At 58.1% G+C, this 14,753-nt stretch carries 19 protein-coding genes and 1 pseudogene; 1 reads left to right on the top strand and 19 read right to left on the bottom strand.

The window, feature by feature from the left end; translation table 11 throughout:
- Nucleotides 1-422: 422 nt before the first annotated feature.
- The 12 genes and pseudogenes from ACTEK7_RS35485 to ACTEK7_RS35430 all read right to left on the bottom strand — a co-directional run bounded on the left by ACTEK7_RS35485 (nt 423) and on the right by ACTEK7_RS35430 (nt 8,493).
- On the bottom strand, nt 423-896 hold the full coding sequence (locus tag ACTEK7_RS35485) for a Rieske (2Fe-2S) protein (RefSeq protein WP_225129556.1): 474 nt from the start codon (nt 894-896) through the stop codon (nt 423-425).
- A gap of 476 nt (nt 897-1,372) precedes the next feature.
- A pseudogene (locus ACTEK7_RS35480) lies at nt 1,373-1,882 on the bottom strand (aminotransferase class I/II-fold pyridoxal phosphate-dependent enzyme); the annotation flags it as partial.
- Between the two features lie 41 nt (nt 1,883-1,923).
- Nucleotides 1,924-2,193, bottom strand: a complete 270-nt coding sequence (locus ACTEK7_RS35475; protein WP_225129559.1) for a DUF6129 family protein — start codon at nt 2,191-2,193, stop codon at nt 1,924-1,926.
- Between the two features lie 34 nt (nt 2,194-2,227).
- Nucleotides 2,228-2,587 carry a DUF3024 domain-containing protein gene (locus ACTEK7_RS35470; protein ID WP_225129561.1) on the bottom strand — a complete coding sequence of 120 codons (360 nt, stop codon included), beginning with the start codon at nt 2,585-2,587 and terminating at the stop codon, nt 2,228-2,230.
- 14 nt (nt 2,588-2,601) lie between these two features.
- Complete coding sequence (locus ACTEK7_RS35465) at nt 2,602-2,841, bottom strand: nitrogen fixation protein NifZ (RefSeq protein ID WP_225129563.1); 240 nt, start codon at nt 2,839-2,841, stop codon at nt 2,602-2,604.
- Entirely contained in the window at nt 2,838-3,152 is a 315-nt protein-coding gene (locus ACTEK7_RS35460) for a nitrogen fixation protein NifZ (RefSeq protein ID WP_225129565.1), read from the bottom strand. Before ACTEK7_RS35460 ends, ACTEK7_RS35465 begins: the two co-directional genes overlap by 4 nt.
- A 357-nt stretch (nt 3,153-3,509) precedes the next feature.
- The gene (locus ACTEK7_RS35455) at nt 3,510-3,734 is read right to left on the bottom strand and encodes a 4Fe-4S binding protein (RefSeq protein WP_225129566.1); all 225 of its coding nucleotides are present in this window, start codon (nt 3,732-3,734) and stop codon (nt 3,510-3,512) included.
- A 9-nt stretch (nt 3,735-3,743) separates the two neighbouring features.
- Nucleotides 3,744-5,243, bottom strand: a complete 1,500-nt coding sequence (nifB, locus tag ACTEK7_RS35450) for a nitrogenase cofactor biosynthesis protein NifB (RefSeq protein WP_225129646.1) — start codon at nt 5,241-5,243, stop codon at nt 3,744-3,746.
- 1,205 nt (nt 5,244-6,448) lie between these two features.
- A complete protein-coding gene (nifT, locus tag ACTEK7_RS35445) occupies nt 6,449-6,673 on the bottom strand; it encodes a putative nitrogen fixation protein NifT (RefSeq protein ID WP_027571421.1) in 225 nt (74 codons plus the stop codon).
- Nucleotides 6,670-7,836: a cysteine desulfurase NifS gene (gene nifS / locus ACTEK7_RS35440; RefSeq protein ID WP_225129568.1), complete on the bottom strand. Its 1,167-nt coding sequence runs from the start codon at nt 7,834-7,836 to the stop codon at nt 6,670-6,672. The genes nifT and nifS overlap by 4 nt, the downstream gene beginning before the upstream one ends.
- A gap of 100 nt (nt 7,837-7,936) precedes the next feature.
- Nucleotides 7,937-8,131: a NifU family protein gene (locus ACTEK7_RS35435; RefSeq protein ID WP_225129570.1), complete on the bottom strand. Its 195-nt coding sequence runs from the start codon at nt 8,129-8,131 to the stop codon at nt 7,937-7,939.
- Between the two features lie 41 nt (nt 8,132-8,172).
- The gene (locus ACTEK7_RS35430) at nt 8,173-8,493 is read right to left on the bottom strand and encodes a HesB/IscA family protein (RefSeq protein WP_225129572.1); all 321 of its coding nucleotides are present in this window, start codon (nt 8,491-8,493) and stop codon (nt 8,173-8,175) included.
- A 263-nt stretch (nt 8,494-8,756) separates the two neighbouring features.
- Here ACTEK7_RS35430 and ACTEK7_RS35425 point away from each other — a divergent pair, with 263 nt between their 5' ends.
- Nucleotides 8,757-9,347 carry a hypothetical protein gene (locus ACTEK7_RS35425; protein WP_225129648.1) on the top strand — a complete coding sequence of 197 codons (591 nt, stop codon included), beginning with the start codon at nt 8,757-8,759 and terminating at the stop codon, nt 9,345-9,347.
- A gap of 8 nt (nt 9,348-9,355) precedes the next feature.
- Here ACTEK7_RS35425 and ACTEK7_RS35420 read toward each other — a convergent pair whose 3' ends face one another.
- From ACTEK7_RS35420 to nifN, 7 genes are all read right to left on the bottom strand, one after another.
- A complete protein-coding gene (locus ACTEK7_RS35420; RefSeq protein WP_225129574.1) occupies nt 9,356-9,751 on the bottom strand; it encodes a Rieske (2Fe-2S) protein in 396 nt (131 codons plus the stop codon).
- 478 nt (nt 9,752-10,229) lie between these two features.
- Complete coding sequence (locus ACTEK7_RS35415; RefSeq protein ID WP_225129576.1) at nt 10,230-11,069, bottom strand: host specificity protein; 840 nt, start codon at nt 11,067-11,069, stop codon at nt 10,230-10,232.
- Between the two features lie 893 nt (nt 11,070-11,962).
- Complete coding sequence (gene fdxB / locus ACTEK7_RS35410) at nt 11,963-12,259, bottom strand: ferredoxin III, nif-specific (protein WP_225129578.1); 297 nt, start codon at nt 12,257-12,259, stop codon at nt 11,963-11,965.
- A 12-nt stretch (nt 12,260-12,271) separates the two neighbouring features.
- Nucleotides 12,272-12,472, bottom strand: a complete 201-nt coding sequence (locus ACTEK7_RS35405) for a CCE_0567 family metalloprotein (protein ID WP_225129580.1) — start codon at nt 12,470-12,472, stop codon at nt 12,272-12,274.
- Entirely contained in the window at nt 12,469-12,945 is a 477-nt protein-coding gene (locus tag ACTEK7_RS35400) for a NifX-associated nitrogen fixation protein (RefSeq protein WP_225129582.1), read from the bottom strand. The genes ACTEK7_RS35405 and ACTEK7_RS35400 overlap by 4 nt, the downstream gene beginning before the upstream one ends.
- A 6-nt stretch (nt 12,946-12,951) precedes the next feature.
- Nucleotides 12,952-13,347, bottom strand: coding sequence for a nitrogen fixation protein NifX (nifX, locus tag ACTEK7_RS35395; protein ID WP_225129584.1), 396 nt, complete (start codon nt 13,345-13,347; stop codon nt 12,952-12,954).
- The gene (gene nifN / locus ACTEK7_RS35390; protein ID WP_225129586.1) at nt 13,344-14,753 is read right to left on the bottom strand and encodes a nitrogenase iron-molybdenum cofactor biosynthesis protein NifN; all 1,410 of its coding nucleotides are present in this window, start codon (nt 14,751-14,753) and stop codon (nt 13,344-13,346) included. Before nifN ends, nifX begins: the two co-directional genes overlap by 4 nt.

Below are 14,753 nucleotides of genomic sequence, written 5' to 3'. Positions count from 1 at the left end.
GAGTGGCATGGCAGTTGCAGCGCAGGCAATAACGCCAGCTGCGTCCGCCGGCCAAAGAGTTTTGACACAGGATCGTCATTCCTCCTCCCCAAACGGTCCTGTCAGTCTGGGCCCCACATTCTCCCAGCCCAGACGATGCCCTCGGCGAACTTCCAGCCGCCGGGGGCATTTCCCTCTCCAACATATCGCCTGCAGTAGGAAGCATGTCCTGCCTGCCCGCTCGATTTGGCGAGCTAGTGCAAGGGCAGCTTCTTGGTGCGACGGAGGTCGCGGAGTGGCAGGGCTGCAATCCGCGCAAGGTGCCCGTTTTGTCTCACAAATCAACAGCCGTGACACGCATCTGCCAACGCTCACGAGTACGACGGCTTCATCCGACGGCAAGGCGCCTCAAGCAGCTTGAGCATAACAAAGCGATAGGCCCGTTAGTCCGGATGGATCGTGATATCCATGGTTTCGTCGCTGTCCGCGAACGGGTCGGCAGACCGATCGTCCTCCAGCAGCCTGACGCCGCACAGGCAGACGTCACCTTCGATCACGGCGAGCGGTACCGGCTCAAGCGATTGTCCATCGCAGGGGCCGTCGATGCACATCCCAGTGTCGATCTCGAATCTTGCGCCGTGCCGGCCGCATCTGAGAAAGGAACGGTCTGACGAGAAAAACGCACCGGTGCCGATGTTAAGCCAGACGCTCTCATGCGGACAACGATTGACGTAACCAAAATAGTCGTTGCCGAAGGTGCGCACCACAATAATTGGAAACGGGCGGCTCTCGCCCCTATCATCGATCCGCGACAGGCTGAAGCCCATGGCCCCACTCCGCTCGAGGGCATCGGCCGGGCAGACGGCAAAAACCTCCGTCTTATCGCTCATCAGGTCGCCGATTATCGGTTCGCTCATCCCGGCCTCGCAGTTTCCTGCTTGAAGGCTTCGATCGCAGTCCGGCTCAGCCGAAAAATCCCGCGGCCACGAGCGAGCGGCCGATAAGCCGAGCTGGCACGGGCGTTCAGGACATCAAACCATTGGATCGGCGTGAGCTTCGCCGGACGCTCACTGATCTGGATCACCCTCCCGTCCGGACCGAAGCGGACGTGGATGATGACTTCTTGCGAGCTCATACCGATCCCCTGTTTTGGCAACTCTAAGGATCCCGACCGTACACCGACGATCTCGACTCGGGCACCTTGGCGCGTGGGGGCTCAAGCCGCGCCTTAGACGCCGCGCCTTTTGTACTATCGAGCAGGTATTCTTCACCCGCTTGGAGCATTTCTCGCGCGGACTTAACACGAGTGCGTGCCTCCAACCGCACGGCGTGCTCCCGCATTTGTGTGGATCACGATCCGCACCAGGCAACGCTGCCACAAGCGACGTATGCTCAATCCGTCCTTGTAGCTCGATCCAATCGCCTCGGTGTAATCCTCCAAAAGCAGCAGCTGATGGCGCTGCGCGACCGCACGCAGTTCCGACCACGGCGCGGGATGACCGTTAGGATTGCCGGCGACAATCGCCCGCGTGTTGGCCGTGATGCGCTCTTTGGCCTTCGCTGGGACTAATGCTCCCGACCAATAATCGACATCTGCAAATACCACTCGTGCGCCCGCGAGACTGGTGGCATGCGCGGTTTCGCGAAAGGAGTAGGGCGAGGCGAAAACCTCCTGCCCCGGGCCGATGCCGAGCGCCTTCAGCGCAAGCAGGAGCCCGATGGTACCACTCGAGACCGCATCAACATATTTGCGACCAAGATAGGCGGCGAAAGCGTGCTCAAACGCCTCAGTGATCCGCCCGTTGGAAATTTGCGGCGAACACAGCAGCGTCTCCACGGCAGAGAGCTCAGAGAAGGTGATATCGGAATCGAACAGTGGAATGAATGATGTATTCTCCTCCACAGTGTGCGCACCATCAAGCCGATACTCTGCTAGTTCAGTGCTCACCGCCGCACATTCCTTTTGGCCAATACGATGCCGGTCGCCCGCGTCGGATCGGCCGTAATCTGCACGCAGTGATCTGATCCATCGATCAGATGAAGGTCGAAACGCGGAAACTGCCGGAACGGCTGATCCGCCACATCCGACGCATCACAGCGCACCCAAGCAAGCTGTGGAAAGCGGTGCCGCAGCTCGACAAACGGACCCATCTCGGCGCGATCGGCTGCAAGCAGCCGCTCGATTTCGATCAATTCCTCCGCGGTGAGCGCCATCGTGGCTCCTCTATGACTCGTCAAAGGCGCGGCGTCATTGCCAGAACAGACGCTCCGGATCCGCATTCAATTCGTCGATTGCAGAAGTCAACCGATGGTAAAGGCTGTAAAATTCCCAGGTTCCTCGCGCGTGGTTCTTGCGAAACAGCTTCCAGATCCCGCTCACGGCATCATAATGAATCAGTGCGACATCGATGAGAGCGCCATCCTTGTCGATGTTGCGCGAGCAACAGGGGCTCTCGACGAGGTAGCCGCCCCTCACCGGCGTCACGTTCGGCGAGACGTAGAGATAACGCTTGCGCGAGCTCAAGCCGCGCTCGATCCGTTTGCGATCGAGTTCGTTGGGGTGAGGCACCAGCCCGGCCTTTACCGTTCTCATCAGCGCGGCATTCATCGCGAAGCCTCCATTCAAAGCACTGTGATTTCTTCTTCAAGACAGCCGATGAGCATCTGCTCACCAAAATCGACAATATAGATCGGCACGTTCGCTTCGGTATGGATCGCGACGTTGATGATCTCGCCGGTCGCTCCGGCCGCGAGCAAGACTCCCTCGGGCTCCATGTCGGGATATGAGTGGTCGTTGATGAGGTCGACTGCGGTTTTGACCCGCTGGCCCCGCTGATATTTCGGAACGCCGGGCTGAGTCATGACTCCTCCGGGAATGGCAGATCATCGATCTCCTCGCACGTGTCCACCGGCTCTAGCTCCTTGCGCTTCATGCCAACGCGGTAGCCGCTTTCCAAAAACTCAACGCCGTAGATGTAGAATTGCTGCAGGAACGTGCCGATCGAGACGACATAACCGACCTCCCCCTTCTTGACTAAGACGTCGCCAATCTCCTTGCCGCGATAGGTGCCATCATTGCGGATGGTGCGATTGGCTCGCAGCTTTTGGCCAAAGCTGAAGACGGGCGGGTCGCTGAGCTCGACGACGTCGCTGTCGCGAACAATGCTGTTCATGTACCGCTCCTCATGCATCGCTCCCTCTAGAGATGTAGGAAGCTGCCTCGCCCACGGCAGGCGAGATCCTGCATCACTTCATACTCGCGCGGCGTGGTCAGTCTCATCGACGACAGCAGCGCTGGGTAGGAAGGCCGCTCTCGGAATCGCGAAACGCCTTGGACCGCCGCGCAGAATGAAATGCCCGCCAGGGCCGTGCTGCCGACCAGCAACAGCACGATCGCAGGGCAAGCCAGCGCAGTCGTCGTCCGTGATGGAGGACCGAACGTCGGCGTCCGCGCCGCCGCCAACGCGCAGCACGAAGCTTGCGACGTTTTCAGCACCCGCTCTTGGCGTGCCGTTCATGGGGTTCACACTTTAGACTGGCGCCTGGTAGCGAGGAAAGGACGTGTCAACCACACAGGTATTGTCGACCGGACAGGCGGCGACGCATTGCGGCTCGTCGAAATAGCCAACACATTCAGTGCATTTCGCCGCTTCAATGACAAAGCTGCCCCCCTTCTCCGAGATAGCAACGTTCGGGCATAAGGGTTCGCAGGCTGAACAGCTCGTACACTGCGAGGCGATGATCTTGAATGGCATATATCCCCCTTAGCCTGCGGAGAAAAGAGATCCTTGCGGGATCGCGGCGTCGCCGCGCTGCGCGTGCTGGATCTCCCCGCGTTTCACCTTATCCAGATAGGATCTGAACCAGGCGATCGCCGACTTCTCAATGAACTCATGGGCATATTGATCGACCGGCTCGATCCCTGCCTTGATCAGATTGCTTTTCGGGCAGCCGCCTATCTTGGAGACGAAGACCGCATGGCAGTCATGGATGCCACGCATGATGGCGGAAAGCCTGTCCTCCTCGCCATAACCGCCCTGGCAGTAAACGTCCACGCGGCGGTGGCCGACGAATTTGGCGCCGGATGTAGAAAGTTCGTAGACCTGGAATTCCTTTGCATGCCCAAAGTGCTCGTTGATCACCCCCGAGCCCTTGGTTGCGACGGCCACTAGAAGAGTGATCGCGCTCATCTCCCCGGCAAATTTCGCAAGCTCCTTTTGGGCGACCGCGACTCTGGCGGCACGCTCATGCTCTACCCTGCCCTGATATGCCTTGCGCATCTCTAGGTCATATTCGACGTCCATTTTCATGACCTGATCGGTGGTGAACTCTGCGCTGCGGTCCTGCCCGAGCAGACCGACCGCATCGGCCCGGCACTGGCGACAATGGCGCATAATTTTTATCTCTCCTTCACAAGCATCTTGCAGCGCCTTCAATTCTTGCGCCGTCGGTCCGCGCTGACCGTTGAGGCCAAATACTGTGCCGTGTTCGGGCGCGGAGATCAGCGGCATGATATTGTGAAGGAAGGCACCGCGCGACTTCACCGCCTTGTTGACCTCGATCAGGTGGTCGTCGTTGATGTTTGGGATCATCACCGAGTTGACCTTGCACAGGATACCTCGTTCGCTAAGCATCTCGAGACCTTGCAGTTGGCGATCGGTGAGTATTCTTGCCGCGTCAATACCCGTGTATCGCTTGTGGTTGAAGAAGATCCACGGATAAATCTTGGCTCCGATTTCGGGATCAACCATGTTGATGGTGATGGTGACGTGGTCAACCTTGGACTTGACGATGGTATCAACATAGTCCGGCAGTGCGAGTCCGTTCGTTGACAGACACAGTTTGATTTCGGGAGCGGCCTTGGCGACCAGCTCGAACGTCTTGAACGTCTTTGCTGGATTGGCCAGAGCATCGCCCGGTCCAGCGATGCCAAGCACCGTCATCTGCGGAATGCTGGTCGCGACCGCGAGCACTTTTCTGACCGCCTGCTCAGGCGTGAGCTTCTCGCTCACCACACCCGGACGCGATTCATTGGCGCAGTCGTATTTTCGGTTGCAGTAATTGCACTGGAGGTTGCAGGCAGGCGCGACCGCGACATGCATACGGGCGTAATGATGATGCGCTTCTTCGCTGTAGCAGGGATGGTTCTTGACCTTTTCCCAGATTTCGGTCGGCAGATCGCCTTGGCCTGCGTGCGAGCCGCAGCTCGCCTGTCCGGTCTTGGCCGAAGCGCGGCAGCGCTTATGCTCGGGGGCGGGCTGCATCATCTTGCCGCTATCCACTGCAGCTTTGACATACTTTCCGCGTTCATTTTCATTTTTCCCTGCTGGCATCATCGCCCCCCAGGACGATCAAAGAAGCTGGATAGCAACTTGCATGCCATGGCGCAGACGATGAAATTGCAGCCATACGCCAAGGAGTTAGCGGAAACCATCGTCGCTGGCGCACGAAAGAAGAGCAATGATGCGCTTGTTGACGATGCGACAGATACGTCGTCATTCTCACGCAGAGCTCCACGGCTTGCGCATGCTCGCGCTAAGCTCGCCGGAACCGGCTCCATCTGAACGGGTTTTCTCGCGTTGCGGCTCCCACGATAGGAGCTGGGGGATCCGGGCTTCATAAGGCCACTAATGGGTGAGCAGTATCTCAACCGTGCAAGGGAACCCAATCGCAAGCGGTGTCAGGCGTTGCTCGAGTAGAAAGCGGAGCTCGTTGCGAGAGAGCGCGTCCCCATCAACGATGGCATAGTGGGTGCTGGCCGAGCGCTTGATGATCTACCGCCGCATAGCTACGCAACAGCTGTTCGTTGAAGCGACAGCCGATCAAGAGAAAGGTCTGTTCGCCTTTCCTTGATGGATGTCCGGAACTGGCGTCTGAATGTCGATTTCGGTCAACGCCTGACGTAGTCCGCGTCGGAGATAAGGAAGGTGTTGGCCGGCTGCACGCTGCCATGCGACTTGTACAGCACCCCCGTCGCCCAGCTGACGGCCACCGCACTGCCGACCTCTCGGCAAGCGAATCGTAAAGGCGATACCAGCGATTTTCGCCAATGCCGACGCGGGTGATACCCTGCACTTCGACCCATCCATCGCGCTTATCCAGCGCCGGGCGCCTGGCGGCATCATACCAGATGTCGACTATGACTCGCAGCGACAGGGACGCAAGATGATGGCGCGACCGCGTCGGCTGAACTGGCCGAGCGAAAGCCCGCGCCATCAATGCCGTCACGGCGGACCGATCTTTGCTGATCTCGACTTGTCGCGCCGACGCCAACGCATTGCCCCTAGCCGGCCGCGGCAGCGGAACCTCGCTCGAAGAAGCCGGGCAACGCCTCTGGCGTGGTCGACATATCGGATCTGCACAATTCGGCGAGGCCAGGACCGAGATGGGGAACAATGCTCGCGGCCCTCGTCCACGAGCGTGGCTTTTGCATCGGCCGCATCGACAAAGTCGATCTTCGGGGGCGCCTTCAGGGATCGTCCCCGTTCTCGCCCCGTTTTTTAGCGTTGATTGTGATCGGTAGCCGTGTGTCGCTCGCCATCTCGGGCAAATCGAGCACCCAGCCATTAGCTACTTTGATCCAGCCGCCCCATAGCGTCTCGTGCTCGGATTCCACGATTGGCTCTTCGAGATCCTTTTTTGGCACGTATATCGACAGGCCCGCGTCCGGAGACCGGCGGATCATGATTTTCACGTGGTCAACTCCTTGGCTGTGACGCAGGAGGTGGCGCGCAGGCGAGCCACGATGTCGGACACTGCGCACACGACCTCATCGACCTCCGCGAACGAGGTTTCACGTGACAGAGAAAAGCGCACCGCGCCGCGCATCCGCCACGCCGGCACCTGCATGGCACGCAGAACATGCGAAGGCTGCATTGAGCCGGAGTTGCAGGCTGATCCGAGCGACACGGCAATACCGGCCCGATTGAGATGGTGGGCGATGGCTTCGCCTTCGAGATGATCGAAGGCAATAGTGGCCGTGTTCGCTAACCGATTGCTGATATCGCCGAGCGCAACGCACTCGCCATTGTGCAAAATTCCCTGCTCTAGGCGGTCGCGCAACGCGCCAATGCGAACGCGCTCCGGTTCGAGCCGCTCCGCCGCGAGCTCGGCAGCCTTTCCCAGGCCGACGATGCCGGGAATATTCTCAGTCCCGCCGCGGCGTCCTCGTTCCTGTGATCCGCCGCAGATCAGCGGCCGGAATTTTGTCCCTTTGCGCAAATATAGCGCGCCGATTCCCTTGGGGCCGTGCAGTTTGTGCGCGGATAGCGACAGCATGTCGATCGCACTGTCCTTTAGGTTTACGCGCACCTTACCGATGGACTGGACTGCATCGGTGTGAAACAGCGCGCCCGCCTCACGGGTCAACCCGGCCAGAAACTCCACAGGGAATATCGTTCCGGTCTCGTTGTTGGCCCACATAACCGAGGCGATCGCTGTGCGTGGCCCGAGCGCGCAGCGAAACGCCTCGATATCGAGCCGGCCGCGGGAATCTACGGGTACGATGTGCGTCTTGACTCCTCTTGCCGCCAATTGCTTGGTTAACGCAAGAACGGCGGAGTGCTCTACCGAGGTGGTGACAATCTCGTCTCGGTCTTCCTGCGTCGCAAGCGCAGAGAGGATCGCGGCATTATTCGCCTCGGTCCCTCCCGAAGTGAAAACGATTTCTTGATCGTATGCGTTCCCTAACAGGCCCCGCAAGCTATGCCGGGCCTGCCTCACAGCGACCGCGACCTCGTCGCCAAAGGCATGCGTCGACGAGGCATTGCCGAATTGCTCGGTGAAGAACGGCAACATGGCTTGTACAACGGATGGATCGGTCCGGGTCGTTGCATTGTTATCGAGGTAGATCGGCATTCTATTCCTCGCTCATCCATTGCCTCGCCTGCAGCAGCAACGGGGACCAGATTCAATTCGCCGAATTGATCAACCAGCCGCGCCTGAATGCCTTCCAGCGTCACCCGCGAAGTCTACAAACCGTGCAGGCACCGGTCAGCGTGACCATGATCCTGCTGCTGCCATCGATGCCTATCAGCTGACAGTCGCCATCATCGCGTGGCAGATTGGGGCGTATCTCTTCGAGAGCCCCGCGAATGCGACGCTTTAGGTCTGTCGCAGTGGACGACGATTGCCTCAGTTGTTCGGCCGGCATGCTTCGATATGTCCTCTTCATCAGCTGAACGATTTTTTTCATCAGCTGAACGATTTTCCGCAGGAGCAGTTCGCGGTGGCGTTCGGGTTGTGAAAGGTAAAGCCAGAACTCTCCAGTGCCATCACGAAATCGATGGTCGTGCCGACCAGATGCTCACGGCTCTTGTTATCGACGAACACCTTCAACCCGTCGCATTCGATCACGGTGTCGTCAGGCTTCGGTTCCTCGGCCAGGCCCATCTTGTATTTAAATCCATTGCAGCCGCCTGCTTCGATCATGACGCGCAGACCGCCGGTCGGGTGCGCCGACGATGAAATCGCGCTCTTGATTGCATTCACTGCGCTGTCCGTCAGGTTGATCACGGCTTTCCCTCATCAGCTTGGATCTAGCTGTTAAGGGCAAGTCACGTGCCAGCGCGCAGGCGCTTGATGATGCGCACTTTTTCGGACCGCGCCTGTTGACTTTGGAACCGGTGTTGGGTTCCTGACACGACTAGGCGCGGCCCCCTGACGCGTTTTCTTTCTAAGCTACGCGCGGGCAGCTACGCATGCAACGGCAAGCAATTTGCATCGCATCTGGCACCGGCCAAGGCGTCGGTGAAGAGCTTAGATCGAGGACGAATTTAATGACTGCAATCGAGAACACCGCACTCGGCAGATTTGAGAAGGAGGGCCGCCTGCTCAACGCCGTACTCAAAGGCGCGACTACCAAGCCGGGCCGGTTCGGCTTTCGTGGCGACGTCGCACTGAAGTTCCAGACTCAGGTCGCCGACGAGAAGCGACCGCCGGACTATTCGATCGAGCAGGTTCTGACGATCGCGCAGGACGGAGAACGCACTATTCCGGTGCTGGCCGGCTACCTACACTCCTTCGCGTATCTTGCTGACGTCGCGACCGTCCTTGACGGCGCCTTAAGCCCAACCGGCAGCTACTTCATGTTTTGCAACAACATCGATTTGCTGGCGAAATATCGAATCAAGTTCGGTGATATCAACTTTCACGTCTTGCCCTGCGATGAATCGACCGTTTGGAAGGAGATGATGGAGCTGGTCGGGCTCAACAAGGACGACATCAAGAAGCTCGATCCGGGCGGCAAGCTTGATTACCTCCTCGATGCCGCAAAGGATCTCGATCTGTCCTATGAGGAGATCTCTTACGACGGCGGGCTAAAGAGGATGGAGCCGGTGAAAAACCGCAACGAGAACCGCCCGGTCTGAGGCGGTCTTCAGTTGTTTGGCGATGCATCGTCTTCGACAAGACGCACGCCGAGGACACAGATATCACCATCCAGAACTGCCAACGCGATCGGCGTGAGCGCTCTACCCTGACATGGACCTTCGACGCACCGCCCGGTGCCGAGTTCGAAGGTCGAACCGTGCTTGCCGCACATCAGCCGGATGCCGCAAGGATCCAGGAATTGGTTCTGCTCCCAATCCAATTTGACGCTGTTGTGCGGGCATTTATTGACATAGCCAAGCACTTTTTTGCCCCAGCGCACCACAATGATGGACCACGGCCGGTGATTGCCGTCATCTTCAACGACCATAAGATGGAATCCCATGGCTTGGCGGCTCGGAATGTCGTTAAAGCCGCAAATTGCATAGATGGGATTTGGCTGCATTCATACTCGCTTATTGCAAGGCGCTTTTCATTGCGTTGTGCAATCAACGTGCAAGAAGTGTGCAAGTGCCTGAGCGGATCGTGTCTGTGGTAATCCAATGCGCAAGCTTATTGCAGCTCACCCCATTACCAACGCACAATTAGGCCAGTTCGTTCGACGATTGGGCCGTGCTGCCCTTCCATGAAGCCCGCCCAGCTACAGCTTTCGGCTTCAAGCATTCTGCACGATTTGCCGGATAGCTACATGCGGTGGCTGGTCGTTGCTGCTCGTTGATGGCCACGGCCGTGGCAACCCCGTTAGGGCCCCTCGGATCGCCTATCCCCCGCGAGCATCGTAAGAGCCTCGGAGAGGGGCTAGACGGTCGTTTCGGCCGCCGGGGCGACGCTGCGAGCGTCGCCCCTTGAAGTAAGACCATTGCGTCCGCTATAGAACGGTCGAAAGCCCATCATTTCAGGCCCGGTGCTGCTATGCAGCCAATTTACTCGAGGGGCATTCGCCTAAGAGCGCGCTCCAGGTAAATTGAAGCGCCGTCGTCCGAGGAATCCGAGTCGTAGCTTCTCTGAGGACCGACATCACTGCCCCCAGCTTTGGAAAGATACTTCGTAGGCTTGTCTACACGCTGCCACTTGTCATTCTCGTTCTTCGTCCACACTTCGGGATTTTGGTGAGGATCAAGCACCCAGTGGTTACGGCCCACGTGAACAAAACCCATGTCCGCAAGGCGGGGTTCCATGCCTGGTAAGGCCGGCCTCGACATGATCAGCGGATGGTCGCCGTCCTCTCGCAGTAGATGTTGTAGCAAGATGTCGCCAGCGTTCTCGACAAGCGGATGAGTTACCCTAAGATCTACCACGGACGTGATATCGTTCCGCCCAAACTGTTGTTGAAATTGGTCTCCTTTGATCCGAACCGGGCCTCCTGCTCTTAATAGCCCGACAATTTCGTCGCCCAACCGGTAGCTGTAAAATCGTGCTGGCTTATTTGGATCGTCGTAGGTGTAGGCGTAACTTCCAGCAACGGTTGCTGCGCGCTCAGCCTTCTGGGAGACGAAATCTGAGTATTCCTGTGGGTTCTCGGCGATCTGCATGATATCGCTGCGCAAGAACCTCTCGACTCCTCTCCTGAAGGTTTCGCGGTCGGGGATCTCTCTAATGGGCGGTTCGGAAACGAGAGAGTATGACGCCGCTGGTTCGGATGACGACCCACTTGGCTCCATCCCTGCAACTGTTTCCGCAAATCGGGGACTATCTCCCGCTTCTGACGAATCGTCATTACCGGTTGTGAACTGGCTGGATGAGCCAACGATTCTGCCATACATCAGACCGCTCTCCTATGAGAAAAGTTGCACGCAATCGAGCTCGCCCACGCGCGGCTCTGCCTGCGAGGATAGAATTCCTAGCTGACCACAACCTGACCAAAGCACTCAGCGTTTACACGTGGCTACCCCGCGCAGTCTGCGCGTAGCTGCGACTAGCCGCGATCTGTGGGTGGAATCGCACGTAATATCGGCGGCTACGATCCGTCGAAGAAACCGATGCTTATGATAATGACTTGCACGTTCCTATTAGCAGATGGGTTACCCCGCCCGACCACGTACATCGACCCATGAACCCGCAACGAGAATTAGAGACCTGCGTGCCAATTGTTCCGCGTCCTGATTTTGCGATGTGCGCTCGATGCCCATGTGGGGCAGCGAAATGTCGTCCCCGCTGGGCGTGTGCAAAAGACCAACTAAGGTGTTCCCGGCGCATCCCGTCCCTGTAGAATCGACCATCTAGGCAGACACCATTGTCCACGATCGGCGGCGCGGCGGGAACATAAGCTTCTCCTGATCCGCAAGCAGACATGCACAGGATCCGCTCGGATCAAATCGCCAGATGTAGTGGCTAACTGCCTTTCAAAGTAGACTCCTCGGCCTCAATCATGACAGGCTTCAATCCACCTAGTGCGGCGCGAGGCGCAGCTCGCCTCCTACGAATACGCGAACCTTGGGGACGAGTGGTTCGTGAGCAACGGATATTATGCCGGCATGACATAGCCCGAGGCGCCAACCATCGCCTCGGTAATGCTTACGCTTTCGCCGCTCGATCTTGCTATTCGATGCTTGGTCGACATCCTTCTGGCATGCCGTCCTCACCTGAGTTCACCTGATCACAATTGCGCCTTGCCTCACGTATATCTCGCCTGCCACAACAGGACGAGTGTGTTCGCTCACGCTGCTTCAGGTACCGCCAAAGTGTGCGTCTGGCAGTTGGCCGGGCAAACCCTGGCGCATGCACCGCAGCCGATGCAGGCGCCTTGATCATTCAGAACCATAATTTTCTTTTCGATCTCATCGTCCTCGTCGTCGAGGTCGACAAGTTCGCCTCCCTCACCGATTCCTTTCAAAGTCATGACATCTCGACCGCACACCTTGAAACAGCGGCCACAGCCGATGCATTTCTTTGCATCGATCGTGATCAAGTATTGTGGCGTCCAGTCGCGTCCGTCTCGTGTTTGGAACGACATGCATTGCCCCTTTTAAGTATTCTCTAGCGCCTTCAAGGCGAGACTCTCGCGCTCAAGTTCGGCATAAGCATCGTACGCCTTCTGCGCGACCACCATGATCGAGGTCCAGTTGATGGGCAATTCTTCCGAAAGGTCGTGCAGATCCAGCTTGGCCTGTATCGCCTTGGCGGACACTTTCCTTAGTTCGGCCTTCAGTGTTTCACGATCGCTCATGAATATCCCCAATAGTTCGCCACGTCCGGAAATTTCCGAATCAGGCCGATTCCGTCGCTGACACATTTGTCGCCCTGCTGCGCGAGCTTCACCAAACTATCAAATCCGAAGCGATACACATCGCGCAGCTGCTTGTTCACGGCGATCAGACGGCCTGAGATGAGCACCATGCGGGCGAATCCTTCATGATGCAGATCCAGAATCGGCTGGGTCATCGCGCCGGTCTCCCTCTCGATCGAGAGCGCGACCGCATCGAAGAAAAGCTTAAGCCGCCACAGTGGATCGGGATCAGGATCACCGATAATCGGCAATGCGCGCCGTTTCTCCTTGTCCAGAATATAGAGTTCGAGCAGATCGAGATCGCTCCTCGCCTCCAAGGCTCCGTTGGTGTCCTGAGCACGCCAAACCTTGATCAACTCCACGAGGAACGGCGCGTCGGCGGCGTTTCCCTGCTGCTCTATTTTAGCGGTCATATCACCTCATTCGTCGAACTCGAAGGTTCGCCGTCGGTCTTTTGCCATAGCCTTGCGTAGCCAGGGAGGTGGCGTGCCCTTCAGTACGCGCTCGAGTTTCTCGAGCAACACCAGAATGCTTTCTGGCTTGTTCACCTTGATAGGATGGATCTTGTTGGCGACCACTCGCGCAGCCCCAGCACCGCCAATGGCGCCGACGTAAAGGATTGCGCAATCCTTGATTGCGTCGATCTTGGGCGCCAACTTGTCGTCGTTGCCGTCTTCCTTTAGATCGCCCTCAAACTCAACCGCTTTGAGAAACACGTGCCCGCTAGGCGTGACATCGTAGATCGCGATATTCTTTGCCCAACCAAAATGGGCATCGACGCGTTTCAGGTCCTGAGTGGCAAACGCGACCTTCATGCACTCGACCTCTCAGCTGCGCCGGTGGAACTGCGATATCCCGAGCATCGCGGCGATCCGGCCGCAGTTCGCCATTTGTCGGGCGTAGGCCGATCGTTCTCCTCACGATGCGCGATCACGAGATTGGCGATATCGAAGACCAGATTGCGGGTACCACGATAGCCCACGGATAGTTGGTGTCCCGCACCAAGTCGGTCGAACATCGGAAAACCCGTACGATAGAACGGGACTTTCAGCCGAGCAGCCGCTTGCCTGCCATGCGAGTGCGTGATCAGCAGGTCGCAATGCTTTGTTTTGGCAAGCCCTTCCAGATCCTCGAGATCGCCAATGAGTACCTCCTTGGTCTTAATCCGCTCGATCACCCCCGACTGAGTGGTCGTCACGGCCGCCGTCACCTGCGCGCCCATATCGTGGAGCATGCCGGATAGATCGAACAGGAGGTCTGGCTCAGCGCCGATCGCAACTTTGCGACCGCCAATATGGAAGTGCGCGTCCAGCATTGCATCGGCGAGCTGACCGCGCTGGCGCCGATACTTCAACGGTATGGGGCGACCGCTGATCTCGCTCAAGAACGTCATGAATTCGTCATTCGGACACAGGCCACACAACCGCTCGAAGACACGAAAAGGCACGCCGGTCTTGCCCTGCATGACCTCTGCCGCCCGCTGCATCTGCGCGCCGATCGCAATTGTCCACCCGGCGCGGCCCATGCTCGCAATTTCGTCGACGCTGATGCCGCCGATGGTCGTTGGCGTAAACTCATCGGGGATATGCCCATCGAGCGATCCCGCCAGATCAGGGAGGAAGGACGGGATCAACCCGAAATCCTCCAGTATGACACGGAGTTCATCAAGGTCGCCGGGCGTGAGGTGACATCCCGGCAGAACATTCACCTTCGATGGATCCCGCAGGCCGCTGGCGTTGGGCCCTTCCACCAGCACCTCCACAATGCGCGCCACAGCCTTTTCCCAGCCGTCCTGGAACGCGCCCTTGAAATCCGGCGTCGAGACATACACCAGTGGCAACTTTGCGAGTTGCGGATGATTGCTCCGGATTAGCTTGAGGTAGGCATCCACATCGTCGCCGTTGGTCTCGGTGATACCGGTCGAGCAGATTCCGATGATCTTTGGCTTGGTTCGGTTATAGATGTTCAGTATAGCGTGCTCGAGATTCTCATAGCCGCCGAGTACGGTCGCGACCTCGCTCATCGCGGTGGTCTGCAGCGGTACTGCCTCTTTGAAATGCCGGACAAAGAGCGTGAGACCGAAGGATGTGCACCCCTGGGAGCCGTGCAGAAGCGGCATCGCCCCGCGCAGCCCCATGAACGCGAATGCGCCGCCGATCGGCTGACTCATCTTCAGCGGGTTGACAGCGCACGCTTTTGTCGGCGCCGTGACGATTGCCAT

The organism is Bradyrhizobium sp. JHI2711 (assembly GCF_056156565.1).
Note: the sequence above shows the minus strand (reverse complement) of the source record. Positions and strands in the feature narration are given on the sequence as shown.

What these genes read in the sequence shown, in the direction of transcription:
- ACTEK7_RS35400 (WP_225129582.1), bottom strand. Translation starts at nt 12,945, where the DNA reads ATGACCGCTAAAATAGAGCAGCAGGGAAACGCCGCCGACGCGCCGTTC.
- ACTEK7_RS35415 (WP_225129576.1), bottom strand. Translation starts at nt 11,069, where the DNA reads ATGTATGGCAGAATCGTTGGCTCATCCAGCCAGTTCACAACCGGTAAT.
- fdxB (WP_225129578.1), bottom strand. Translation starts at nt 12,259, where the DNA reads ATGTCGTTCCAAACACGAGACGGACGCGACTGGACGCCACAATACTTG.
- ACTEK7_RS35470 (WP_225129561.1), bottom strand. Translation starts at nt 2,587, where the DNA reads ATGAATGCCGCGCTGATGAGAACGGTAAAGGCCGGGCTGGTGCCTCAC.
- ACTEK7_RS35455 (WP_225129566.1), bottom strand. Translation starts at nt 3,734, where the DNA reads ATGCCATTCAAGATCATCGCCTCGCAGTGTACGAGCTGTTCAGCCTGC.
- nifB (WP_225129646.1), bottom strand. Translation starts at nt 5,243, where the DNA reads ATGCAGCCCGCCCCCGAGCATAAGCGCTGCCGCGCTTCGGCCAAGACC.
- nifX (WP_225129584.1), bottom strand. Translation starts at nt 13,347, where the DNA reads ATGAAGGTCGCGTTTGCCACTCAGGACCTGAAACGCGTCGATGCCCAT.
- ACTEK7_RS35405 (WP_225129580.1), bottom strand. Translation starts at nt 12,472, where the DNA reads ATGAGCGATCGTGAAACACTGAAGGCCGAACTAAGGAAAGTGTCCGCC.
- ACTEK7_RS35420 (WP_225129574.1), bottom strand. Translation starts at nt 9,751, where the DNA reads ATGCAGCCAAATCCCATCTATGCAATTTGCGGCTTTAACGACATTCCG.
- nifS (WP_225129568.1), bottom strand. Translation starts at nt 7,836, where the DNA reads ATGCCGATCTACCTCGATAACAATGCAACGACCCGGACCGATCCATCC.
- ACTEK7_RS35460 (WP_225129565.1), bottom strand. Translation starts at nt 3,152, where the DNA reads ATGAACAGCATTGTTCGCGACAGCGACGTCGTCGAGCTCAGCGACCCG.
- ACTEK7_RS35435 (WP_225129570.1), bottom strand. Translation starts at nt 8,131, where the DNA reads ATGCCGGCCGAACAACTGAGGCAATCGTCGTCCACTGCGACAGACCTA.
- ACTEK7_RS35485 (WP_225129556.1), bottom strand. Translation starts at nt 896, where the DNA reads ATGAGCGAACCGATAATCGGCGACCTGATGAGCGATAAGACGGAGGTT.
- ACTEK7_RS35465 (WP_225129563.1), bottom strand. Translation starts at nt 2,841, where the DNA reads ATGACTCAGCCCGGCGTTCCGAAATATCAGCGGGGCCAGCGGGTCAAA.
- ACTEK7_RS35425 (WP_225129648.1), top strand. Translation starts at nt 8,757, where the DNA reads ATGACTGCAATCGAGAACACCGCACTCGGCAGATTTGAGAAGGAGGGC.
- nifN (WP_225129586.1), bottom strand. Translation starts at nt 14,753, where the DNA reads ATGGCAATCGTCACGGCGCCGACAAAAGCGTGCGCTGTCAACCCGCTG.
- ACTEK7_RS35475 (WP_225129559.1), bottom strand. Translation starts at nt 2,193, where the DNA reads ATGGCGCTCACCGCGGAGGAATTGATCGAAATCGAGCGGCTGCTTGCA.